Raw genomic sequence first — 24,830 nt, forward strand, 5'->3', positions numbered from 1 at the left:
TGATTCTTTCCAAGCTTCAGGTTTACGAAAAGCGATCGCAGCTAAGGCATAATGTAGTTTTAGCTGAACGTCAAAGAAGCCCCGCATCTGTATCAGGGTGAACGCATCTAAATCAGAAGAAAAAAGCAGTTAGAATGAATTTATTAAAATCAACTGAGCATTTTTCCGACGCGCATCCTACGATTCTAGCGTAGGTGAATCGCTAGTTAGCGTCGGCTTTAACCTCGCGGGTTCATCCTGATTTTCTATGTACTTAAGAAGTGTTTCTGTGTTGGCTCTACCGCCTACAGAAATAACGCAATATGCTCGGTTCCCAAAGTAGGGTTTCCAATAATACGGTTTAAGGTGTTCACGATATTCTTGTCTAATTCTGCGAGAAGAAACGGACTTAAGATTTTTAATTAGGGATGCTAATTGAACAGTTGGCTCTGACTCAAAAAGACAGTGTATGTGATCAGCTTCTCCTCCAAACTCGATCAAAGAACTGTTCCATTTAATTAACAAGTCTTTAAATACTTCTTCTAACCTTTCAAGCATTTCACCAGTTATACATTTATGGCGATACTTGGTTGACAATATCAAATGATAATAAAGTCTGTATGCACTGTGGTTCTTAGTTTTTAGCTTGCTATATAATTGCGACACTAGTATGATCATGATTATGGTTAAATCAATTGTACGCACTGACAACTGGAATCTCAACCCCAGTAGTGAAGACAAATTTTGTCTTCAAGCAACGGTTAATGAGTATCGTGCGTTTTGTAAGGCTCTCTCTTATGTGATTTTAGGTCATTGGGTTAAGCTTCAAAACGTTAATAGTAAGTGCGTTGCGATTGAAAAATTGATTCACCAAACAAAGAAAAATTCAGCACCAAAACACAAGTACTTTGTGAAAAGGTTTTGGAAGTTTCCATCTTATCTAAGACGTGCTGCTATTGAATTTGCTTGGGGTCAAGTTAGTTCGTATTTGACTAGATATAGAACCTGGCAATCAGGGATCAGAAAAAGAAAGGATGTTAAACCACCAGTTTTTAATCCCACTGCCAACTGTTACCCAGCTTTATATGGAGGTAATTTAATCAGGTTTGACTCTGATTATTCAACAGTCAAGATTAAGGTTTGGAATGGTAGCGACTGGATTTGGTCAACTATAGAAATAGCTTCAAAAAGACGCAGACATTTAACTGGTAAAAGACTGTCTCCCTATTTAGTGATATCTAAAACCAAATGTCATTTAGCAGTACCCTTTAAGATCAAACCTATAGCAATCAAGGGCGAAACAGTATGTGCAATTGATGTTGGAATCAATACTTTAGCTACAGCAGTTATAGCCGTTTGAGTCCCCATCGCATCTATAGTTCAGTAGATCGAAAAATCATTTTCTAGCAGGCGATCGCTAATAGCCGACGGAGTAAAATATAATTGTAAAATTATATTACAAAGCAAAAATCATCAAGATTTTATGTCTTGTTGAGTTCTGGGACAAGATACGGGGTATTCCAGTTGAAGATTTAGTTTTTTTAGATGAAGCAGGAGTCAACTTAGCTTGGATTAGACTATATGCTCGCGCTCAAGGGAGTTATTGCATCAATAAATCTGTTAGGTTCAACCGATGGACTAACTTTTGAAGCTTTTGTCATCCAAAAACTTATTCCCAATCTATGCAAAGGTGCAACCGTCGTTTGGGATAATTGCAGTATTCACACAGGAAAAGAGATTGAACAAGCTATTATAGCTGCTGGAGCTAAATTAATCTATTTGCCCCCTTATTCACCTGATTTTAATCAAGCATGAAAATTGTTGGTCAAAAATCAAAAATATTTTGCGTTTTATTGGTGCTAGAAATTACCAAGATTTAGATTTAGCAATTTTCCAAGCTTATAGTCAGGTTTCCCTCAAAGATATTCGTAATTGGTTTACCCACTCTTGTTACTGTATCTCACCAATTTGAGAAAAGCTATAATAACTTTTATATTGGTTTATATGGTTATAGTTGGCTCAATTTTTACTTTACTCTTTCGGAAAAAATAACTCAATTAATGAATTTATCTCCTAATAAACGCCCATTTTATCAACGAGGTCAGAAAGCCATGGTACTGATCCTGTCTGCTTTCTAGCTACTATGGTCGCCCCGCTAGGACAAAGATTAAGATTACGGAGCATTTTGATATATTTGTTGTTCTCGATTAATAAACACCCCAGCTAAAGCTTGATAGGCTTCAGCCCAAGCTGTCATCACTTCTTCGGTTGCTGCATCTTCCAACACATCTTTAATTGCCTGTAACAAACATTCTCCCACTATTGGATACTGCTCTGGTAAAACATGAGTTTGCACGTGACGATGGGCGATCTTATCTACCATTGCTTGTAAGGTTTCTAAATCGTCGATATGGGTAGCGTAACTATAAACAGCAGTAGCAAGTTTGGCAGGTTGAGTACCGTTAGCCTGTGCAGCCATATCGAACTGTGCTTTTACTTCTGGATGGGTGTCAAACATAATTTCGTACATCCGAGTAGTAATGGTTTTACCATGTTGTTTAATTACGGGGGCGGTAGATTTAACGATATCTATAGTTTTCTGGCTAACTCCCTTCTTCGCTGGAAGATGTTCGGAAAAAGCTAGGGTAAATGCCAGATTTTCTTTCGCTTGTACCGCATGAGGCGCGTTTGCTGCTATGAACACAAATACTCCTGGGGCTAAAGCAATATCTTTTCCTTCTAAATTGAGATTTCCCGAACCTTCAATTACAGTTACGATCGCGTTACGAGTAGAACTATGTTCGTCGATGTTCGTACCTGCTGCCAAACAGAATAAGCTGTATTGGCTATTGTTATCCTTGAATAAAACTTTACTATTAATACCATTGGCGGGATATTCAATTAAATCCTGTAATGTAGCGTTAAAAGAATTATTGGGTGTTGCGACTATCATAATTTTCTCCTTGTTGTTTATTTGTTTGTAAAGGCGAATGGTTATTCGCCCCTAGGTAATTGACGACGTAAAAACGATATAACCGATGTTTTTTCCCTGTTGTTGAAAACTACGGCGCATTTGTAATACTCTGTGACGCAGATTAGGTTTAGTTAAAACATTCGAGATAATTTTGACTGTTCCTAATAAACCTTCATCCCTTATCATCTGACTTAGATCGAGTAATCCCATCTTTCCTGTTTGCTGTTGCTGTATAGTTAAACCAGCATCTTTACAGGCTGTTGACCATTCCGAGACAGTTAAAGGATTAGCGTTGACACGAATAGACCTAGATAAGCTTTGACGCACTTCTGTTTTATTGTCACGGACAAGCATTTCATGAGAAAGAAACTTCCCCCCTGGTTTCAAGCAGTCTTTAATTCCCGATAAAATTTTGGCTTTTGCTGCATCCGACTGCATGGTGAGAATTGCTTCAGCTAAAACATAATCAAACTTGTCTGTAATTTTATCTAACTGAAAGATATCCCCTTCAATAATTGTTACTCGGTCTGATAATCCCGCAGCTTTAATATTTTCCTTCGCTTTAGCTACGCTATCTGGATTCTTTTCAATTCCTACTACAGAGACGTTAAATCTTTGGGCTATAGCGATCGCACTTTTACCAAAGCTTGCTGCTAATTCTAATACCGTTTCTCCTGGTTGAAAATTAGCCCAAGTAAATAGTTGTTCTGTGGCTGCTTTTCCTCCAGGGCGCAGAATTTTTTTTCCTGCTGCTGCCAAGACTTGATGACCAGGTGCAGTGGCAAAATTAAGAGTAGTTGTCATGAGAGAAGATCCAAACTCGATACTCTTACTCTGACATTAAATTTCAGTCCCGTCTTTGAGGTAGCTCATATTTGAGGATAGATTTTTATTTAAAACCATCAATCGCAGGTTACGGTAATTCTTTAAAAAAGTAAAAAAGTAGGCAAAACTTTTTTAAATAAAAGTTTACAGCCAATGTTTGGGATAAGGTCTACCCTCAACTAAATTATTAAAAATTACAGTAACTAAAACGATAATAATGGACCCCCCCAAGGCTGGAGTAAAAATAAAGTGCCAATCTGCATTACTCAAAACTCCAATTAATGCGACTGCTCCCGATGGTGGATGAACTGTCATAGTTAATTGCATTAATTTAATGGTAGTAGCTACCGCCAGAGCCATGACCCAAGGTGCTGTACCAAATAAATATATTAAAATTACGCAAGTCAATGCACCTATTGTATTCCCCCCAATAACATTGCGTGGTTGAGCTAAAGGACTATCAGGAACAGCAAAGACTAATACCGCAGTTGCTCCAAAAGGTGCAGCAATTAAAGGATAAGAACTATAAACTGAAAGATAAGCTAAAACTGCGATGCCGATAAAACTACCAACATAAGAAAGCAAAATATGTTGCCAGGAAAATTTTGGTTGATGTCTTCGGCTCTGTTGCAAAACATAAAATTTACGCTTCCAACGTCTTAGAAGACCCCGATTAGTCTTTTTTCGATAAGATTTTTTTTTACAGGATTATTTTTAAACAGCATTATTTAATTAATTGTTAAGGCGACTACGCATCCGCAATCGTGGGTTAAGATAATCTCGATACAGGCAATTATTCGTTATTATCAATATATCATGACAAAAACGCATAAAGCGGTCAAAGATACAGATATTTCAAATGACTTGCTTAACGTTTGCTTATAGATCCCGAATGGCTTCTTTAGGCAAAAATATCCAGCATAATGACTTATTAAAACAGTATTTTGAAGTTTCAATTTCTGAGTTCGATAGAAGTTTGTTAAAAAAAGTATTAATTATAAGAACAATCAAGCACCTGCGACCATTGGTTAAAATGGCGTTGCTGAATCGAGGTATAATATAAATAATTTTTTTAAAAAAAGAGCGCATTTCTTTTGAATCATACTTCAATCCATCAATGTTGAATTAAGTTCTCCAAAATCTCGACTACGCTGAGTTTTAATGATTGAGATTTGGCTGGTTAAAATAAAACTGACAAAACTAGAAATAGCAATAACGGGAAGCATTGCCGTACCCGAAAGCACGCTGAGAATAATACTGGTACTGACTGGAGTTTTAGTCACTGCTACGTTTACTGCCGCCATCAGACAAACCATCGCTACTGTGGGATGAACTTGAGGTGCTGCTAAAGAGACGGCATAACCAGCGTTAGCACCGATAAAAAACAAAGGGAAAATAAAGCCACCCAAAAAGCCAGAGTGAAGGGTGAAACTAATGGCAAACATTTTGGCTATAACAATCGCTACTAATAAACCCACACTTAGAGAAGCTCCAGTTTTAATTACCGTGTGAATTTGTGCCTCGCTAAAAAATAGGGTTTGCGGAAAAGCAAAAGCAATCAGACCGATTGACAAACCACCTAAAGTTGCTAACAGAATTCGACGGTGTTCTAAAGGTTCGAGGAGTTTGCCAATCAGGCGAAAGATGACAATAAACATCACTGCTAACCCAGCACCGATAGTGCCTAAAATCAAACCTTCAAATAAATTTTTTAGGGGGTAAAGGGGTGGAATTTCGTCAAAATGATAAACGGCACCAATAGTCATACCGGTGTTGAGTCGAAATACAGCAAAAGAAAAAATAGCAGCAATAATCGTTGGTGCGATCGCTTCAAAATACTCCAAACCCCGACGGTGAGGAATTTCAAGGGCAAACAGCGCGCCACCAATTGGTGCGCCAAAAAAAGCTCCTAAAGCAGCACTCATACCGCAAAAAGTTAAAATTCGGACTGAAGAATTGGTTAGTTTTAATTTATCTCCCAGCCAACTTCCTAAACTACCATTGACTTGAACCAAGGGTGCTTCAGGACCGGCACTGCCTCCAGAAGTAATGGCAATTAGAGAAGCAATAACCATCGCAGGGCTTTTACGAATATCGATTCTGCCTGGACTATGAATCTTATCGACAACGTGAGTCATTTCCCCAGGAAGACCAAAAAAGTAAAGAGTCAAACCGACAAAAAAACCACCAACTGTAGTGGCAATCCAGACATAGTTACTGGTAGGAAGCCAGCTAGGAAATAATGCTTCAACCATTTCTGGTAACCTATCCCACATACCGTGCATCATAGCTTCCAGTACGAAGTAGTAGATAGTGGCGACCATCCCACCTGAAATCCCAATGACTACCGCACAAAAAATTAGCCGTGAGTAAGTTAGGTGATTGCGATCGTATTTCTTTTGAATCATACTTTAATTCAGCAACGCCGTTAAAATGATCTCGATACAGGCATTTATTTGTTGTTATCAACATATCATGATAAAAGCGCATAAAGTATCCAGAGATACAGAAATATTTAATAACTTACTTAGCGTTTGCTTATAGGCTAAATTAAGCAAAGCAACATTTTCCGCATTCAAATAAATAAACTGGAACTATTTTCCAATTAATGATTGTCAAAGGTTACTCCTCGGTCGCTCAATTACAACAGCTTTTAATTTTTCAAGATTTAGAGATCGCCCAATTAGAAAGTCTGGTTGGGTGCAGTTACGTAAGAGAATATCTGCCAGATGAAATAGTAATGCACGAAGGCGATCGCCTCCCCCAACAACTGCATGGTTTAATTACGGGAAAACTAGAAATTAAAAAGACTGCCGACAATGGTAAAGAAACAATAGTGCGCCTTATTCCCCCTGGTGAACTTTTTGCTGCACCAGCCATTTTCGGTAATGGAATTGCCCCTGCAACCGTAATCGCTCAACTAGAGTCGCAAGTGTTAACTATCGATCGCCAAGCCTTATTACAGGTAATTTCTCAAGCGCCAGAAATTAGTTTGCGGATACTAGAAGTTTTTAACCAACGTCTACAACAACTTCACAATACAGTACACGGACTAATCTCCGAACGGGCAATGGTGCGTTTAGTCAGATTGCTTCAATATTATAGCGATCGCGATGGGACTTATTCTGTAGCCCAAGGCGATCGTTTAAATATTAAACTGCCTTACTATCAAATTGCACGCAGTATCGGTATCACCTATGAAGAATGCGTACGCCTGTTTAAAAAACTAAAGGGAATAGTGATTTACAAAAGAGGCGGAACAATTATTATTCAGGATTGGTCAAAATTAACAGCAGCCAGCAATTTGATAGGTAATTAACGGTTTACGCAGATTTGCGATCGCGCACCAAAAAACGACCTAACTCTCCTATCCAAAGCACAAAGGAAGTAACCAGGGTAATAGCGAACCAATCAATTAGAGATAGAGGAACAGTACGGAAGACGCTACCGCCAAGCTGGACAATGAGAATTTGTCCGACTAGAATAATAGTTGCGATCGCTATAAAGCTAGGATTATGAATTAAGCCAGTAAAAGCAGAACGATTTGAACCTAAACAACGAGCGTTGAACATATTCCAAAACTGCAACATCACAAAGGTAGTAAAGAATAGAGTCAGTTCGTAAATCGTTGCTTCTCCATTTCGATCGAGATACAAGAGAAATCCTGTCAGAATAAACAGAAAACTCAACCCAGCGAGCGCAATATGACGCAACATTTCTGGCGTAATAATAAAAGCTTCGGGATTACGGGGAGTTCTGGTTATTACTTCAGGGTTTGGTGATTCGGTGGCTAAAGCCAGCGCAGCAAAGGTGTCCATGATTAAATTGACCCAAAGCATTTGGATAATGGTTAGAGGTATCGCTACGCCGATGAATGGCCCTAAGAAAACTATGCCCAAAGCAGCAACGTTAATAGTTAACTGAAAAAGAATGAATCGTTGGATGTTTTCGTAAAGAGAACGTCCCCAAATCACCGCATTGATAATACTACCGAAAGAGTCGTCTAATAAGACAATATCACTGGCTTCAAGAGCGATCGCCGTACCGCTACCCATCGCCAGTCCTACCTGTGCCTGTTTGAGTGCAGCAGCATCATTTGTACCGTCTCCCGTTACCGCCACTACTTCGTCATTAGCTTGTAATAGCTTAACTAAACGTAATTTATCTAGAGGACGGGCGCGGGCTAATACTTTTAGTTCGACCGCAGCGATTTTAGCTTGTTCGTCGTCGAGTTGACTAAATTGTTGTCCCGTTAAATAAGTATATTGTTGGTGTCGATCCGCATCTGTTACCAAACCCATCTGAGTGGCAATTTCTCGTGCGGTTTCGAGATTATCCCCCGTGACCATTTTGATTTCAATGCCTCCTTTAAGACAAGTTGCGATCGCCTCTGGGACTTCAGTACGTATGGGGTCTTGAATAGCTACAAAGCCTAACCAGATTAGGTTGGTGGCTAATTTATTGAGATTATCTATCTGTTCTGGTGCATCGTGGTAAGCAAAACCCAGAGTACGCATTCCTCGACGTTGATAAACTTGAAGTTCAGCAGCAATTTCTGCTTGGTTTGTTAGGGGTTTTAATCCTGTAGTAGTTAGAATTTGAGTACAGCGAGCGAGAATTATTTCTGGCGCACCTTTAAGATAAAAAACCTTGCTTTGAGTAACTGCCGACTTACCTAAAGTACCCATGTATTTTTGCTGAGTTGAAAAAGGCATTTGGGCTTCAATTTCAAAGTCGCTACGGTAGGGAATGTAGTCAAGCTTTTGGCTTTCTAACCAAAGTAGTAATGCACCTTCAGTCGCGTTACCAATGGGACGAATCTCCCCGTCAGGTTTTTTTTCCAAATCGGCGGTACTGTTAACGGCAATCGCCTCGGCAATTAATTTTTGAGCATCATGATGTAAGGGTAACACCGAAGCATCGAGACTGAGAAAATGAGCTTTTTTGACTCGCATTTGATTTTGAGTTAGAGTACCAGTTTTATCGGAACAGATAACCGTTGCTGCGCCAATAGTTTCACAAGCGTGCATCTGACGCACTAAATTGTTGTCAGCAGCCATTTTCCTCATGCTATATGCCAAAGAAAGGGTAACGCTCATTGCCAAGCCTTCGGGTACTGCCACGACAATGAGCGTTACTGCGATCATGAAATATTGCAGCAGTGCGCTGGCAAAATCACTTGGCAACCAATTATTTAAAGAACTTGGCAGTAAGTCTACAAAATAACCCCAACCAACTCCTATCATCAAAATGATCGATCCCATCGCTGTAGCTTTTAACCAAGCAGCTACACCACCAGCCTCTAACCATTCTGGAACTTTCTGTTCTTTGCCAGCTAATTCAAAACCATCATAGACAACTGGCAACCATACGGGAGACAAAGCAACCAAGACACTGGCAATGGACAAGCCAAAACAATACCATTGGGCAATGGTTAAACTATATTCCCCAATGAAAAAGCCTCTAAATAGCAGTGCGCTAAAAGTCAGGCTGGCAAATGCTAAACCGATAACACCAATTAGTTTACTTAGTTTTTCTAACTGAAGATTAAGTGGCGTAATTGTTTTGTTATCTACTACAGCTACAGCGATCGCTAGCTTGCCGATTTCAGTGCGATCGCCAACAGCCGTAACCTCGATAAAAGCGTGTCCACCTTCAACTAAAGTGCTGCGATAAACTTTGTCGGCGGGATAGGTTTGGCAGTCGATTACCTCGTCTTGTGCTTCGGCTTGACAACATTTTTTAACGGCTTCAGATTCCCCAGTAATCTTAGATTGGTCGATATAAAAAGCGACTTCTTCTAAGACAACGCCATCTGCTGGAACTTCTTCTCCTTGTTCGAGATAGATAATGTCTCCTACTACCAAATCTTGACGGGGAACAGTGGTAAAGTTGCGATCAGCTTCGCTGGTGCGCCCCGCGCAATCGCGAATTACTTTGACCCGAATGGTATCGTATACCTGATTGAGAACGTCAAACTCTTTCTCCGCTTGGTACTCATTAATAAACGCTAGGGTAGTTGCTATTAAAATCGCGACAATAATGCCAATACCTTCAATATAATCTCCCTCCACTACGCCTACAGCGATCGCTAAAATTGCTGCGATCGCTAAAATTTGAATTACAGGATCGTCAAATTTGGCTAAAAATAATTTCCACGCTGGTTCTCGTTCGGGAGGTTGGAGAATATTTGCACCGTATTGCTGGCGGTTATGTTCTACTTGTTGAGATGTCAGTCCTCGATATGGTAAGCGATCGTGAGGATTGACTTTTTTCGTTGGTATTTGCATCTAATTTTAGGATATCTAAACTACTTATCGACAAGCTGCTAACTATTACAGTGAGGCGATCGAGCATTTCTAATAGTAGTTATCAAGATAGTTCGTAAGTTTGAAGAAGTTATGAGGATTTTTATTAACTTTGTGATTACTTGAGTATTGTTTATGTAGTTTTAGCAGTATACCCTGAGAATACTTCAACCTGAAGCCTATTTTTCTTCATAAGTTCCTCAAATTTCCGCTGTAATCTTAAAAACTAAATAGGGCAGTTATTTAGGAGCAGTTATTTAGCAAATATAAGCCAATGGGCAACAAATAGAGGTTCTCAGACTGATGAAAAGTTTTCTGGGCAATTAACAACAATACTCTAGACAATTTTTGTATAGTGCAGCATCAACATTAAATCCTGCGATTAATTGGTAAGTACAACGGTAAAACAAAATGAATATCAACAGTCAAATTACCAAAAATATCACAAACGAGCTTGAGGAAAAAACCCTATGCGCTTATCAAAACTTGAGTAGCCATTGGCAAATAGTTAAAATTACCAATCTACCCAATTACTATTGGGAAAAGGCTGTTTTACCTGGTCAAAAAATTATTTTCATTACGTCTATCAAAGCCATCTTAAAAATTTTCTCGGCTGAGAACATTACGGCAGTATTGATAGATAACATTCCCTGTCATCAGCTAAAAATAAATTAAGCATTACTAAGATCGATTGACTATAAAATAACCAATTTAATTTTGCAAAATGCTTACCAAAATAGTAGATCTAACTCAGCTTTGTGTTGTCAAACAAGTTCAATATATCCTAGTAGAATTAGAGAAAGATCGGGATAATTTGATTCTTCAAGATTCTTATTACCAGCAGCAGCTAATTGAATATGTTTTATCTAACTTAAATCATCGATTTATGATGCTTGAATTGACCGAAATTCCTCAAGACCCTAGTGACGTATTTCCTCAATGTCCTATAGATGAACAAATAGCAATAAGACAACTGTTACAAATGAAAATCTCTCAGATTGGGCGATACGTAGGCGATGGTAAACATGATTCCTTAGAAATGCAGTCGCAGAAGATGAAGAATACTTTCACCAGCAAGAATGATTCACGACAGCGTAAACGCGAAGTTCAATGCGAAGAGGATATTAGACCCTGTTTGATACAGCCCCTTCGGGGCAAGCGCGCTTCGCGCTTGGGGCGCAAGCCCCGTGTTAATAGCTAATAGCTGGGGCGAAGCACTGTATTTTTGCCTTGACAACTAATTCCCAACTGCAAAACTTAACACTACTATTATGACTGTAACTCAACCTGAAATTACAAAGCTCCAAGAATCTCTAACTAAAGAAGAGATACGCCTGATAAATGCCTATTGGCGAGCAGCAAACTATCTTTCTGTGGGACAGATATATTTATATGACAATCCCCTACTTAAAGAACCTTTAAAGCTCGAACACATCAAACCCAGACTGCTGGGGCATTGGGGAACAACTCCAGGTCTAAACTTCATTTACGTTCACCTCAATCGTTTAATTAAAAATCACGACCTCAACGCGATCTATGTTACTGGTCCTGGTCATGGCGGACCCGCATTGGTTGCCAATACCTACCTAGAGGGAACTTATAGCGAATTTTATCCCAATATTTCACAAGATGCTGAGGGTATGAAACAACTGTTTAAACAGTTTTCTTTCCCTGGCGGAATTCCCAGTCACGTTGCTCCCGAAACTCCTGGCTCGATTAATGAAGGAGGAGAACTCGGTTACTCCCTCTCTCATGCCTATGGAGCAGCTTTTGATAACCCCGATTTGCTGGTTGCTTGTGTCGTAGGGGATGGCGAGGCAGAAACAGGAGCTTTAGCTACTGCTTGGCACTCAAATAAGTTTCTCAACCCCATTACCGATGGTGTTGTTTTGCCAATTCTGCATTTAAATGGCTACAAAATTGCCAATCCTGCGGTATTAGCTCGCATTCCCCACGAGCAGTTAAAAAGCTTGTTTATCGGTTATGGCTACAAGCCTTACTTTGTCGATGTCCAGGGTTCTGACCCCGAAACCATGCACTCTGTAATGGCTCAGACTTTAGAGACAGTTATCGCCGAGATTAAAGAAATCCAGCACGATGCTCGTCATAATAATAGTACCGAGATTCCCCAATGGCCGATGATAATTCTGCGGAGTCCCAAAGGCTGGACGGGACCAAAAGAAGTTGATGGTAAGAAAACCGAGGGATTTTGGCGATCGCACCAAGTTCCTTTATCTGGGATGGCAACTAACCCCGAACACCTAAAACAGCTTGAAGCCTGGATGAGGAGTTACAAACCCGAAGAACTCTTTGACGAAAACGGGAAACTAATTCCCGAACTAGCAGCATTAGCTCCCCAAGGCGATCGCCGTATGGGTGCAAACCCTCACGCTAATGGCGGTATTTTACTCAGAGATTTGAAAATGCCTGATTTTAGAGATTATGCCGTCGATGTTCCCCAGCCTGGTAACGTTTATGCCGAAGCAACTCGAACGATGGGGCAGTTTTTGCGGGATGTGATGAAGTACAATCGGGATAAATTTAGGGTAGTAGGGCCAGATGAAACCGCTTCCAATCGTCTTAATGCCCTGTTTGAAGTAACCGATCGCACTTGGATGGCGCAAACTTTACCTGAAGATAGTGATGGTGGTAACTTAGCCGAGGACGGTCGGGTGATGGAAGTCTTGAGCGAAAACACTTGTCAGGGTTGGCTTGAAGGATATTTACTCACGGGTCGTCATGGCTTTTTCTCCTGCTACGAAGCGTTTATCCACATCATCGATTCGATGTTCAATCAACACGCTAAGTGGCTCAAAACGACCCGCGAAATTCCCTGGCGCAGGCCAATCGCTTCTCTTAACTACTTATTGACTTCCCACGTCTGGCGACAGGATCATAATGGTTTTTCTCACCAAGACCCAGGCTTTATCGATCACGTCATGAATAAAAAGGCGGATATCATTCGCGTTTATCTACCCCCCGATGCTAATACCCTGTTATCTGTAACCGATCACTGTTTGCGAAGCCGTGATTATGTCAACGTCATTGTGGCGGGAAAACAGCCCCAATTGCAGTATTTGAATATGGATGAGGCGATTAGGCACTGCACTAAAGGAATCGGTATTTGGGAATGGGCGAGTAACGATCGCGGTGTTGAGCCAGATGTCGTCATGGCTTGTGCTGGGGATGTCCCGACCTTAGAAACTCTAGCAGCAGTTGCGCTACTGCGCCAATATTTTCCCGAATTGAAAGTGCGGGTAATCAACATTGTCAATCTGATGAAGCTTCAGTCCGCCAGCGAACATCCTCACGGTTTATCGGACAAAGATTTTGATACCCTCTTTACTACTAATAAACCAATTATTTTTGCCTATCACGGCTACCCTTGGTTGATTCACCGTTTAACTTATCGACGAACGAACCACAATAATCTTCACGTGCGGGGATATAAAGAAGAGGGAACTACAACCACTCCTTTCGATATGGTGGTTCTCAACGATCTCGATCGCTTTGACCTAGTGGCGGATGTTATCGACCGAGTACCAAAACTAGGGGCTGCTGCTGCTTATGCCAAAGAAATTATCCGCAACAAACTACTAGAACATAAGCAATATATCAGGAAATACGGTGAGGATTTGCCAGAGGTGCGCGACTGGAAGTGGCCTTATTCCAACATTGAACATTGACGCGCGATCCCGCGTCGACGACAGGACTTACCCATGATAATTTTTGCCTTGCTTTTAAAACGCTTTAAGCCGTTAGGTTAGAGCGACGATCCGCGCCGTCTCCGTCGTCTTATATGCGGAGCGGTATACCATATCCGAAGGTGTATCCTTTAGGACAAGAATACAATGTGCTAAAGCATTTGCGAAGCTTATCCTTTAGGACGACGGAGTAATCTGTGACTCCTCTATTTACTTGACCTGAGTTCGGGATTAGCTCAAATCCTTATTTTGAAGGTATTTAAAAAATACTATTTTCCGTTCTTCTTTCATAGTAGAGTTGCATCCAAACTATCTCAAAAGCTAGAGCTTAGAGCTTACAGCTTACAGCTATCTCCACCAATTAATCTGCTTAACCCGAACTCAGGTTACTTGGTTATTGACACACTAACCTTATCAAAATATACACTGTTACCAATTGAAATTCTGTAGTTTTTAATACAAATGAACACTCAAGTAGTTAAACTCAATTCTTCTTTAATCCCCGAAATTAAAAGTCGCCTCAAAGCAGGGGAAGTCATCATTCTTCCGACAGATACCGTTTATGCATTGGTCGCTAATGGCAACGATACAGAGGCTGTTACTCGACTCAGACAAATTAAAAACTTTTCTTCTCCCCAACCTCTAGGCATATTTACCTGCAAAGAAAAGGCAGAGCAAGTGGTGGAAGTCGATCGACCAGCTTTACAAATGATGGATCATTTTCCCTATCCCGTGACGATGATTATGCGAGCAAAATCTACTGTATCCAAGGCGGTAACCAACGGATTTAAGAATGTTTTTGTCACCTGTCCAGATAAATTCATTTACGATCTCATCATGGAAATACCTTTTCCCATGGTGGCAACTTCTGCTGCTTTTGCAGGCATTCAAGCAACCAATGCCAAGCTAGCGGTCAAATTTTTTGGTGATAAAGTCGATCTAATTGTCGATGGTGGTGAGAGTAAACACGGCAGAAGTGGCACTTTAGTGGATTTTACCGTGGAAGTGCCAACTATTATGACCTATGGCACAGTTTCCGTAGACGACCTCAGACCTTTACTTTCTCAGATCGTTCTTCCTTCCCACATGATGAAATAATAATTTGCGAGAAGTGTCAATGTAATATTATAAGTGGCGTGCATTAAAAATGGAACTTGTAGTTTATGGTTTACTAGCTTTAGCTCCAATTATAACCGTGTTTCTATTGCTAGTAATTGCTAGACGCTCGGCAAAACAGGCTATGCCGATAGCCTACCTGGTTACATCGGCGATCGCCCTATTTATTTGGCAAGTCCCTTTAGCTGTTATAACGGCTTCTACTATTCAGGGGTTAGTTATGGCAGCAGAGATTCTCTACATCATTTTTGGCGCGATTTTACTGTTGAATATTTTAAGAGAATCAGGAGCGATCGCCACTATTCGACGCGGACTATTAGCGATTTCTCCCGACAGGCGTATTCAGGCAATAATTATCGTTTGGTTATTTGGCAGCTTTTTAGAGGGTGCATCGGGCTTTGGTACTCCTGCTGCTGTCTGTAGCCCTTTATTAGTAGCGTTGGGTTTTCCAGCCTTAGCTGCTGTCACCATTGCCTTGATTGCCAACAGTACCGCCGTTGTGTTTGGGGCGGTAGGTATTCCCGTCTTGTTAGGAATTAATACTGGTTTAGAAGGAGCAAGTATAGTCAATAACTACATTACCGAACAGGGTTTTACCTACGTCGAATATTTTAAGTTAATCGTAATTAGAATCGGGGTTTTAAATAGCATCATTGGTACTCTAATTCCATTGTTCATGGTCAGTTGCCTTACTCGCTATTATGGTGAGCGCAAAACTTGGCGAGAAGGATTAGCTGTAGGCTGGTTTGCCTTATTTGCAGGATTAGCTTTTACTGTTCCTTCAACTTTGACGGCAATCTTTTTGGGCGCAGAATTTCCTTCATTAATCGGTGGATTAGTCGGTTTAGCGATTGTTATTCCAGCAGCCCAAAAAAGGTTTTTGACTCCAAAACAAGTTTGGGATTTTCCCCCAAGAGAAACTTGGTCGGATGGATGGTCGGGCAGCTTAACCGCAGCGATCGATAATGAAGCGCGATCGGATCTCAGTTTACTAAATGCCTGGACTCCGTATGTCTTAGTAGGCTTGTTTTTGATGCTCTCCAGACTGCCTTTTTTACCGTTTCAGGGGTTGCTTCAAGCACTCAAGTTCAGCTTACCTAGTTTATTTGGAACAGAAATAGGCATTAACTCCCAACCTCTTTATCTCCCAGGAACAATTTTTATCTTAGTGGCAATTCTGACTTATTTCCTGCACCGCATGAAGAGAAAAGCAACGATCCGAGCAACAGTTAATGCAGTTTCCACTTTAACAGGAACAGCCCTGGTTCTGGCTGCTGCCGTACCGATGGCGAGAGTATTTATTAACTCTGGCTTCAATGAATCCAGTCTTGCCAGTATGCCCGTAACCTTAGCAGATGGTGTTGCTAGTTTAGCTGGTTCTAGCTACTTGTTTTTTGCTCCTACTATTGGCGCGACGGGTTCTTTTATTGCTGGTAGTGCCACCGTCAGCAACATGATGTTTTCCCTATTCCAATTTGGAGTAGCTACCAAAATTGGTGCTTCAGGGATGGTAGTCATTGCTCTACAAGCTATTGGTGCTGCTGCGGGTAACATGATTTGCGTGTCTAATGTGGTTGCTGCCTCGGCTACTGTGGGCTTAAGCGGTTGTGAAGGATTGCTAATTCGTAGGGTATTATTACCCCTGACTTATTATCTTATGGTCGCAGGTATTTTAGGCGCGATCGCTTTAATATAACTGAGTTAAGTTATAAAACGTTAACTTGACTTAAATACAAATAATTTTGTAAATTTAAATACAGAAAGCATTTTTAATTTATGCATCTACGTGCTTTAAAACGAGCGGAAAAAATTATGACGATACAAAAACCTAGTGAGCCAAAATCCACAGTGCAATGGTGTTCGATTCCTCTCAATCGGACTCCAGAAAAAACAGCTATGCCCCAACCCAAACCAGATACTTGGGTGCAACTGTTAGAACCAGAATCATTTAGTTCTCTTTGTCATGATGAGGCTTTGCTGCTTTGTCAAATATCAAACTGGGAGTGGGCTGCTTGGATTCCCAGCCACGGTGAAGCCGTGATTAAGATCGAACAATTTTCTTTTCCTAGCAAATAATAAATTTTGGCGACTGCAATTTGAGTAAACAATAGAAGGTAACGCCACGATGTTTTAGTTCTCCCGACAATCAAAGTAGATCTGAACAAATTACCTGCTTTAAAACCAATCGGCTCAATTGCACTCTGTTGGCTTAATGGAAGATAATTATGCAAACCCTTAAAATAGCAATATTTTTTTGTTTAAGGAGGTTTCTTAATTAGCTTGACCTCTTTTTTTTGTACATTGTTGATCAGTTTTAGCGTCTTACCTCCCTTTAAGATAAAGTAAGAACAATAATTTATAAAAAATGAAGCTATCTTCACTGATTGATTGGCGATCGCGATTGGGTGCTTTATCCCTCACTCTGAGTCGAAAGTTATTTAAAGGAAAAGCCTTTGGGTATATAGGGGCGATCTCTATTATGCTATCACTCTTGACATCATGCACTCCATCAAAGTCACAGCGACCAAAAGTTGTCAGTAGTCAAGTTCAACCTCAAGAAGTAACTTTAGATGCGAATTTTCAGACAGTAATGGGTCAAACCATATATGTTCCTGTCTACTCGCACATCTATCATGGAGAGAAGAAAGATATTTTTAATCTAGCTGCTACTCTGAGTATTCGTAATACTGATTCGAGCGACCCGATGGTCATTACCTCAGTACGCTACTATGACTCAAATGGTAAATTAGTTAAACAATATTTAGAACGCGCTATTCAACTTACTGCTCTTGCTTCTACAGATTTTGTTGTCAATAGAACTGACATGAGTGGAGGTTCGGGTGCTAACTTTATTGTGGAGTGGGTAGCTCAAACAAAAGTTTCTCAGCCTATAGTTGAAGCTGTTATGATTGGTGCTGATTTACAGCAGGGAATTTCTTGGATGAGCCCTGGCAAGGTTGTTGAAAGTGGGGTTAGTAAATAAAGGTGTGATTTTACGAGTCGAGGTTTTCCCCTGCTGCTTTCCAGCCCTCTATACTTGGAGGAAAACCTCGAACATTATCGTACTCGAGCATTTGGAGAGCCATAACGCCCATTGCAGTTCGATAACCCGTCGCACAGTAGAGTACGACAGGACGATCTTTAGGAATTTGGTCGAGGTTTTGAGTTATATCTCGTAAAGGAAGATTTATTGCTCCTTTAATATGACCGTGAGCATATTCTTTTGGTTGACGAATATCAACTAATAATGCTTGTTTCTCCTTGGTAAGAGTTTTAAGTGCATCTATCTTTTGGACAGTATAATAATCACTGGGAAGATCGCTCAGAAATTCCTGCACAGTTTTCGGAGCCAGATTTTTGCTAGCTAATTGCGCTACATAATTTTTAGGAGCTACTGTCTCTAACCCATCTGCGGTTTGAGAAGTAGTAACATCAGCCAAAGTAGAGTTAGTTCTTAAAAAAGTACCAAAATACAACCAGAACGCAATTAATAAGGTAGCTAAAATTTTTCTCATTTTTCTAAACATAAATATAGGCAAATTATTTCGATTAAGTCTTGCTTTAAAAACTTCGGTTATTGATTTTTTTCCTAACTATCCCTGCAATATGAGGACTGACAACGGGAAAAGCCAGTTTAAACTCATAGTAATTAACAGTTTCTAGCCCAATTTGTTGAAGAATTTCTCCCGTTTTGCGGTTGGGATGACAGTTATCAAACAAAGATTTCCAAACTGGTTCGACACCAATCCAGTAAATGTTATTGGGATAATAGACTAGACTAGCTCCCGCACCAGGATCAATTTCTAAAACTTTATGCTGTAAATTTCCCAAGAGTCCTTGTTTAAGTTCTCCTAAGCTTTCATACTTAGGGCAACCGATTAGCTTAATCTCGTAATCATCGGCAGCATTAGCTTTTCCCATGCCCCAAGCAAACAAACGTTTTTGAATAGTTGATAGATTTATGTGATTTTTCAAGCTAAAAAAATCACAAATTACTAATTAGCTTTTGTACGATCTGCACTCCTGTAATCGCCTGCCAGCTAAACAATGCCAAAAGTATCGCGTTGAGAGAAATATGACTATAACGAGCCAAGTCATTTCCCTTTTGCATATATGGGACTAGAGAAGCAGAGGTAGCAATCAGTCCTACCATACCCAAACCCACCAGTAAGTGAGGTCCAACAAACAGTTTACCGTTGTTGATGTAAGTTACTGCCATTCCGCCTAAAGCCCCTATCACCATAAAAGCCAATAAAATTGAACCGACTCGATGATGTCTGTTGCTAAAATTTTGCTTAACTAACTCTTTGCGGAGTTCTTTGGGAGCATTGCGAGTACGGCGAATCTGCCAACCAAGATATAGTGCATAAATAGCAGTAAAAAACAGAATCCACATCATAAGGGGATGAAAAAATTGCGACCAAGTTTTGATGTTTTCAGGAATCTCAAAGTTCATTGTGTTCTCCTCTATTAATTGATTTATGAAAATTTTTGATTATGGCAAGTTTGAGCAGATGCCAGAAATTAAACCAATAATATTGACTTGATTTGAGGAAGTTGTGAGCTTATTTTTATTTTCCCTTGCAGGTAGAAAACCCCTACTATCGAGCTTCCATTAAGCCTTTTGTAATGTTGTAAACCTTGTTAAATCCAGCTTTAACAAGTCAATAACTTTTGGTTTGGATTCCGCAATAGATGCCATTGAAAACTCTTTTAAGTTAAACAGTTCTGCCTAAGTCGATTGTGGGCAAGTGATAGGCGTGTCCATGAAGGTCTTGACTGCGATCGGCAAAGCTGGCACTGGCGCGATCGCTTTCGGAGTTATGTCTGTGTTTACGATTGTAAATTTGAGACAGTTTGTTAACCAAGAAATTTTCGAGATAAGTAATCACGGCTAAATCTGGTTCAGTTTCTGAAGTTACGATGCTATCAATTCCGTGTTCCTCTAAACGATGTCTCAATCCGCATCCTATCCCTCCCGCAATCAAGGCTTGGATATTATTTAAAGCCTGGGGTATATGAGGAACAGTATTCAGAAAAGATTCCTCTTTAGGTAACTGTAAAAGCTCTTTACTAAGAATTTCTTTGGAGTTTACTTCGTAAATCCAGAAGTTTTTACATCTCCCTGTATGACTTGTGATGTTGATTTGATTCTGACTGGCAACTGCAATTTTCATGGTTTTTATCTCTACGTTTTTGATAATTAGCGCATAGCAATAGCGATCGCGCTATGAACAATGCTGCATTGTTCATAGCTACTTACAGCAATTTAGGAAAATTATGGGTGATAGATACGATTGTCTGTGCTGGTAATCCAGCGAGAAAACTTTTCCCAAATTGGTGAAAAATCGAATTCGGGACGACGTTGAGTTGTAGTAGTCATAACAGACTCCTCGTTAAATTAATGTCAACAATGCTTAAGCTGCCTTAGAACATAAATTACAGCTATATTTGTTCCTCCGCTTACTTATTAATTTGAGTTTCGACGGAGGGAAATGAAATCTTTAAACCCACCAGGGTTTTTCTCCCGTACGGGGGTCGGTTTCTGTCCAGGGTGAAATACGAATATAGTCTCCCTCAACATTTACATGGGCAAGCTGCAAAGGTAGTGGTGCAGGACCTCGTAATACTCTCCCTTGCGCATCGTAACGAGAACCGTGACAGGGACATTGAAATTGCTCGTCATTGGGATTCCAAGGAAAAGTACAGCCTAAATGGGTACAGTTATCAGCAATTGCCCAGGGATGCAGCGTACCATCTTCTTTAATAGTGAGATAGGTTGGTTCTCCTGCTATTCCCGCAATTAATGCCCGCGTTCCTGGTGGTTCTGCTAAAATTTGTCCAGCAGGAATAATATTACCGTTTATATCCTTGGCAATAATCGAGCCATCTTCGCCAACTTCTGAGGGTGGAATGAAAAAATTACCTACAGGGTAAAGGGCTGCACCAGCAGTAGCAGCAACGGCTGCACCAGTGAGAAAGTTAAGTAACTGTCTTCGTGACATGGATGGACTTTCTATAGGAAGACTTCCTTCCATATGTATCATCTCCTAAAATATTCTTATCGGTGCGTTTTTTCAGGATGTTGCAATAATTCCTGATATGCGAAGCGGTGAGACAGTCCGTTGCGGGTGTCCCGCCCGTTAAAGGAACTGTCGAACCCTTTAGGGTATCCGTGATCAAATAGCTTCGCGTCGTCCGTGATAGACTTCGATCTTTTCTTATACTTGCAAAAAAGATGAACGATACTATAAAGACTAAACAAAAACTTTGAGGAACTTATGAGGAACAAAAAAGATTTTTCCTGATGATTGAGTGCTTCGGTATTGATTGTAAATCAACTTAGCAGATATATTTTTACTAATCACCATCCTATGCAAACACAATTTTGGACTCTGGCTCATGACCGAGATAGAGCCAAGTAGCAGCTTTTAAAACGATTTGCGAGTAAAGAATTTTCTGAATCTCTAAACTGGGAGCGCGATTAGCAGTAGCTCGATAAGAGGCAATTTCTCCGCTTAAACTAAAGTCGGAGTTATTTTTATAGTGGTCGTAATCGTGAATGGCTTGGAAAGCGAATCCACAGAAAGGATTCGGATAGACCTCTGTGTCGTAGCTGCGATCCGAAACATATAGACGTTCATGAGCCAGATCGTCCAACATTTCTTGAGCGGTTTCATAACGCTCAAAATCAGAAGGAACGATATTAATCGGAAGCTGTTGAAATTCGTCCATAAGCCAATCACAAAGTTCTTGCCGAGTTTCGTCAGAAATATCGGCTGGTTTCCCATTTAAGTAAATTTTGGCAAGTTTTTCTAGTTTAAGTGTCATCTTATTTACCCCCTTAAACTTAGTCTCAATTTGGGACAGAGCGATCTTTGTCTCTGTTTCACTTCGATCTTGCCAAACTTTTTGAATTACGTCTTTGAGCTAGCTCATAATCAGAGGGAAATTATTTGAATAAATTACGGTTCTTCACAGATTTATCAAATTGTTGTTTTAACTTCAACTTAATCAAGCTTTAACTGACATTCCTTCTCTATTGTGCCAGGAATAATCTATCATGCGATCGCACAAATCGAGTTAAAACTTTAAATTATTCTAGCTTCATAACTTCCTCAAATTATAAATCTATAGTTTTAAATGAAGGATTAATTATTAGTAGTTTCGACTCGATCTAATAATTAACAACAAAGGAGTTTTACAATGCGTCGATTAATATCAATTATTATTTTATTCACAATCGCCTTTATTTTCTGGACAACCCCCGTTGCTGCTGAAACCTATACTGTAAAAATGGGTTCGGATACTGGTCAATTGAAATTTGTCCCAGAAACTTTAGAAATTAAAGCGGGAGATACTGTTAAATGGGTAAACAATAAAGTTCCCCCTCACAATGCTGTTTTTGAAGGCGATAAAGTTCCGAACGGTGATAAAGCCTTAGCTGATAAGATTTCTCACAAAAAGCTACTTTTTGCCCTGGGAGATTCCTTTGAAACAACATTTTCTGATGTTACTGCTGGTAGTTATCCCTACCATTGTGAACCTCATCTAGGAGGAGGAATGGTCGGCAAAATTATTGTAAAAGAATCTGATTAGCGAGAAGTTAGAGCAGGCTCTGACCGCTGGTAAATCTATGCCGTTTGCGGATTATTCTCGAAGAACACCATCTAGTAATTTAGTAATTTAATCTTTTTGTTTAAATACTTCTCAAAAGGGCAAAAATCCTATGCTATTCCGTCAACTATTCGATCTAGAAACCTGGACATACACCTATTTGATTGCAGACTTGAAGACTCAAGAAGCGATTTTAGTCGATTCTGTCTTAGAACAAGTAGAGCGCGATCTGAAATTATTAAACGAATTGGGTCTGAAGTTGAAATATTGTTTGGAAACCCACATTCATGCCGATCACATTACTGGTACTGGAAAACTACGAGAAATGACTGGCTGCGAAGGAATTGTGCCAGAAAATGCCCAAGCTAATTGTGCTAATCGCTATATCAAAGATGGTGAAATTTTAAAGGTAGGCGATATTGAAATTAAAGCGATCGAAACCAACGGTCATACTGACAGTCATATGGCATATCTGGTAAATAACACCCATGTCTTAACTGGTGATGCTTTATTTATTAGGGGTTGTGGGCGTACCGACTTCCAAGGTGGAGATGCAGGAACTCTGTACGATCGCGTTACGCAAAAGTTGTTTACCCTACCTGATGAGACATTTGTTTATCCAGCACACGACTATAAAGGGCAAACTGTTTCCACTATCGGCGAGGAAAAACGTTTTAACCCTCGCTTTGTCGGTAAAAATCGCGTCAGTTTTGTTACCTTTATGGACAACCTTGATTTGCCCGATCCTAAAAAGATTATGGAAGCTGTCCCAGCTAATCAGCTTTGTGGCAAAGTAGCTTCGGCAATTAATTAACCATATCTCATCGTTTGTCTTAGGTGACTTCCTCTAACCCTAATTTAAAGCTTTTAAGATCGGCATCACTCAGAAATTGCGATCGCACCCATCATGCCTAAATCTTCTTTAATTGATAAGAATAATCGAGTAATGTCAATTATTTTTCCAAGGCTAAATCTGGTTTTTCTGTCAGTTCCCCTTGTGGAAAAGCAAAACGTAACAGAGGAGGAGCAACAAAGGTAGTTACAATTACCATAATAATAATTGCTGCTTGTAAAGGTTTATCTAAAACGCCACTAGCCTCAGCAATACCTGCAAAAACCAAGCCAACTTCACCGCGAGGAATCATGCCAATTCCAATTGCTAAACGATTGATTTTTTCTTTACCAAAGACTGTCCAACCAGTGATAAGTTTACTGATAATAGCTACCACAATTAAGAAAGCTGCAATAATCAATCCTTGACGATTATCAACACTGGTAGGATTAAGTACGCTTAAATCTACTTTTGCACCTACAGATACAAAGAATATCGGTACTAAAATATCAGCAATTGGGATTATTTCTTTGTCTAGTTCTTTACGTTTATCAGTTTCATCTAATACCAATCCAGCAGCGAAAGCTCCTAAAATTGCTTCTAAACCAATTGCATTAGCTAAAAACGCCATAGAGAAAGCAAAGATTAATGCAGGGATAACTAACTTGCCTCTAGTTTGTAGTTTTTCGGCGATCGCCACAAAGCTTTTATTAAAGAATTTACCTAAAAAGATCGAACCGAGTATGAAAGCCGTAGCACTAATAATTAAGTAAACTAAATTTGTAACATCTACTTCACCAGTTCTGGCTAAAGAAGCAACGACAGCTAAAACAATAATACCGAGAATGTCATCAATAATCGCTGCGCCAACAATAATTTGACCCTCAGTAGACTTTAGCTGTCCTAACTCCGATAGTACTTTGGAAGTGATGCCAATACTGGTAGCGGTTAAAGCTGCACCTGCAAACACCGCAGGAATAGTTGGCAGACCAAAAATTAGCATTAATCCCGCTGTACCAGCGATAAAGGGAGCGACAACACCCACTACCGCTACAACTGCTGCTTGAGAACCTACTTTTTGTAATTCTCTTAAATCCGACTCTAGACCGATTTCAAATAAAAGTATAATTACTCCCAACTCGGCTAAAACAGAAATTACTTCACTAGAGAGTGCAAACACTTCCTGGGTACTTTCGGGATTTAAACCAGCAATTTGTTGCAGGATAGTTATAACCACCGAATCGCTGGCTGCTGCGCCTGTTTCGGGAAATACTAATAGGTGCAAAGCGGAAACCCCAACTACTACACCAGCAACTAATTCCCCCAATACGGGTGGTAAATCGACTAACTTAGAAAGTTCACCTCCTAATTTGCTAGCTAAATAAATAAAGACGAGACTGAGTAAAACTCCTGCCAAAATCATTGGTGCGGTTTCAGCATTTGGCGCAGTTGCTAATAGTTGGGTCATAACATCC

Annotated in this window: 25 protein-coding genes; 12 read left to right on the plus strand and 13 right to left on the minus strand. The window is 40.1% G+C overall.

Features of this window, described 5'->3' with window-relative positions; genetic code table 11:
* Positions 1-177: 177 nt before the first annotated feature.
* Positions 178-657 (minus strand): IS200/IS605 family transposase, encoded by a 480-nt coding sequence (gene tnpA / locus C7B62_RS06190; protein ID WP_199194086.1) that lies wholly within the window; start codon positions 655-657, stop codon positions 178-180.
* Positions 658-661: 4 nt separating this feature from the next.
* Between tnpA and C7B62_RS06195 the strand changes: the two genes are divergently transcribed.
* Together C7B62_RS06195 and C7B62_RS06200 are read left to right on the plus strand one after the other, a co-directional pair.
* A complete protein-coding gene (locus C7B62_RS06195; RefSeq protein ID WP_146132052.1) occupies positions 662-1,339 on the plus strand; it encodes a hypothetical protein in 678 nt (225 codons plus the stop codon).
* A 221-nt stretch (positions 1,340-1,560) separates the two neighbouring features.
* Positions 1,561-1,794: a transposase gene (locus C7B62_RS06200; protein WP_106233744.1), complete on the plus strand. Its 234-nt coding sequence runs from the start codon at positions 1,561-1,563 to the stop codon at positions 1,792-1,794.
* 358 nt (positions 1,795-2,152) lie between these two features.
* On the opposite strand, the gene C7B62_RS06210 is transcribed toward C7B62_RS06200, so the two are convergent.
* From C7B62_RS06210 to C7B62_RS06225, 4 genes are all read right to left on the minus strand, one after another.
* Entirely contained in the window at positions 2,153-2,932 is a 780-nt protein-coding gene (locus C7B62_RS06210; protein WP_106233745.1) for a globin domain-containing protein, read from the minus strand.
* Between the two features lie 51 nt (positions 2,933-2,983).
* A complete protein-coding gene (locus C7B62_RS06215; protein ID WP_106233746.1) occupies positions 2,984-3,757 on the minus strand; it encodes a cyclopropane-fatty-acyl-phospholipid synthase family protein in 774 nt (257 codons plus the stop codon).
* A 165-nt stretch (positions 3,758-3,922) separates the two neighbouring features.
* Positions 3,923-4,411: an HPP family protein gene (locus tag C7B62_RS06220; protein ID WP_106233747.1), complete on the minus strand. Its 489-nt coding sequence runs from the start codon at positions 4,409-4,411 to the stop codon at positions 3,923-3,925.
* Positions 4,412-4,884: 473 nt separating this feature from the next.
* Positions 4,885-6,186, minus strand: a complete 1,302-nt coding sequence (locus tag C7B62_RS06225; protein ID WP_106233748.1) for a chloride channel protein — start codon at positions 6,184-6,186, stop codon at positions 4,885-4,887.
* Between the two features lie 200 nt (positions 6,187-6,386).
* Here C7B62_RS06225 and C7B62_RS06230 point away from each other — a divergent pair, with 200 nt between their 5' ends.
* Positions 6,387-7,097 (plus strand): Crp/Fnr family transcriptional regulator, encoded by a 711-nt coding sequence (locus tag C7B62_RS06230; RefSeq protein ID WP_106233749.1) that lies wholly within the window; start codon positions 6,387-6,389, stop codon positions 7,095-7,097.
* A 4-nt stretch (positions 7,098-7,101) separates the two neighbouring features.
* On the opposite strand, the gene C7B62_RS06235 is transcribed toward C7B62_RS06230, so the two are convergent.
* A complete protein-coding gene (locus C7B62_RS06235; RefSeq protein WP_106233750.1) occupies positions 7,102-10,068 on the minus strand; it encodes a calcium-translocating P-type ATPase, PMCA-type in 2,967 nt (988 codons plus the stop codon).
* A gap of 429 nt (positions 10,069-10,497) precedes the next feature.
* On the opposite strand from C7B62_RS06235, the gene C7B62_RS06240 reads away from it, so the two are divergent.
* From C7B62_RS06240 to C7B62_RS06270, 7 genes are all read left to right on the plus strand, one after another.
* The gene (locus C7B62_RS06240; RefSeq protein WP_106233751.1) at positions 10,498-10,761 is read left to right on the plus strand and encodes a DUF1830 domain-containing protein; all 264 of its coding nucleotides are present in this window, start codon (positions 10,498-10,500) and stop codon (positions 10,759-10,761) included.
* A gap of 49 nt (positions 10,762-10,810) precedes the next feature.
* Positions 10,811-11,287, plus strand: a complete 477-nt coding sequence (locus C7B62_RS06245) for a hypothetical protein (RefSeq protein ID WP_106233752.1) — start codon at positions 10,811-10,813, stop codon at positions 11,285-11,287.
* A gap of 70 nt (positions 11,288-11,357) precedes the next feature.
* Complete coding sequence (locus tag C7B62_RS06250) at positions 11,358-13,772, plus strand: phosphoketolase (protein WP_106233753.1); 2,415 nt, start codon at positions 11,358-11,360, stop codon at positions 13,770-13,772.
* Between the two features lie 480 nt (positions 13,773-14,252).
* A complete protein-coding gene (locus tag C7B62_RS06255; protein WP_106233754.1) occupies positions 14,253-14,888 on the plus strand; it encodes an L-threonylcarbamoyladenylate synthase in 636 nt (211 codons plus the stop codon).
* 49 nt (positions 14,889-14,937) lie between these two features.
* Positions 14,938-16,602, plus strand: coding sequence for an L-lactate permease (locus C7B62_RS06260; protein ID WP_106233755.1), 1,665 nt, complete (start codon positions 14,938-14,940; stop codon positions 16,600-16,602).
* Between the two features lie 116 nt (positions 16,603-16,718).
* Entirely contained in the window at positions 16,719-16,982 is a 264-nt protein-coding gene (locus C7B62_RS06265; RefSeq protein WP_106233774.1) for a hypothetical protein, read from the plus strand.
* A 403-nt stretch (positions 16,983-17,385) separates the two neighbouring features.
* A complete protein-coding gene (locus C7B62_RS06270) occupies positions 17,386-17,889 on the plus strand; it encodes a DUF3124 domain-containing protein (protein WP_106233775.1) in 504 nt (167 codons plus the stop codon).
* A gap of 10 nt (positions 17,890-17,899) precedes the next feature.
* On the opposite strand, the gene C7B62_RS06275 is transcribed toward C7B62_RS06270, so the two are convergent.
* The 6 genes from C7B62_RS06275 to C7B62_RS06300 all read right to left on the minus strand — a co-directional run bounded on the left by C7B62_RS06275 (position 17,900) and on the right by C7B62_RS06300 (position 21,737).
* Positions 17,900-18,421, minus strand: coding sequence for a rhodanese-like domain-containing protein (locus C7B62_RS06275; RefSeq protein ID WP_106233776.1), 522 nt, complete (start codon positions 18,419-18,421; stop codon positions 17,900-17,902).
* A 46-nt stretch (positions 18,422-18,467) separates the two neighbouring features.
* On the minus strand, positions 18,468-18,881 hold the full coding sequence (locus C7B62_RS06280; protein WP_233219834.1) for a hypothetical protein: 414 nt from the start codon (positions 18,879-18,881) through the stop codon (positions 18,468-18,470).
* Between the two features lie 10 nt (positions 18,882-18,891).
* Entirely contained in the window at positions 18,892-19,362 is a 471-nt protein-coding gene (locus C7B62_RS06285; protein ID WP_106233756.1) for a DUF4079 domain-containing protein, read from the minus strand.
* Positions 19,363-19,624: 262 nt separating this feature from the next.
* On the minus strand, positions 19,625-20,083 hold the full coding sequence (locus tag C7B62_RS06290) for a NifB/NifX family molybdenum-iron cluster-binding protein (protein ID WP_106233757.1): 459 nt from the start codon (positions 20,081-20,083) through the stop codon (positions 19,625-19,627).
* Positions 20,084-20,410: 327 nt separating this feature from the next.
* A complete protein-coding gene (gene petC, locus C7B62_RS06295) occupies positions 20,411-20,944 on the minus strand; it encodes a cytochrome b6-f complex iron-sulfur subunit (protein ID WP_106233758.1) in 534 nt (177 codons plus the stop codon).
* Between the two features lie 334 nt (positions 20,945-21,278).
* Complete coding sequence (locus C7B62_RS06300; RefSeq protein ID WP_106233759.1) at positions 21,279-21,737, minus strand: transposase; 459 nt, start codon at positions 21,735-21,737, stop codon at positions 21,279-21,281.
* 375 nt (positions 21,738-22,112) lie between these two features.
* Here C7B62_RS06300 and petE point away from each other — a divergent pair, with 375 nt between their 5' ends.
* Together petE and C7B62_RS06310 are read left to right on the plus strand one after the other, a co-directional pair.
* Entirely contained in the window at positions 22,113-22,505 is a 393-nt protein-coding gene (gene petE / locus C7B62_RS06305; protein WP_106233760.1) for a plastocyanin, read from the plus strand.
* 130 nt (positions 22,506-22,635) lie between these two features.
* Positions 22,636-23,337, plus strand: coding sequence for an MBL fold metallo-hydrolase (locus C7B62_RS06310; RefSeq protein WP_106233761.1), 702 nt, complete (start codon positions 22,636-22,638; stop codon positions 23,335-23,337).
* Between the two features lie 139 nt (positions 23,338-23,476).
* Here C7B62_RS06310 and C7B62_RS06315 read toward each other — a convergent pair whose 3' ends face one another.
* On the minus strand, positions 23,477-24,823 hold the full coding sequence (locus C7B62_RS06315) for a cation:proton antiporter (RefSeq protein ID WP_106233762.1): 1,347 nt from the start codon (positions 24,821-24,823) through the stop codon (positions 23,477-23,479).
* Positions 24,824-24,830 lie beyond the last annotated feature (7 nt).

The organism is Pleurocapsa sp. CCALA 161, from assembly GCF_003003995.1.
Classification (GTDB): Bacteria; Cyanobacteriota; Cyanobacteriia; order Cyanobacteriales; family Xenococcaceae; genus Waterburya.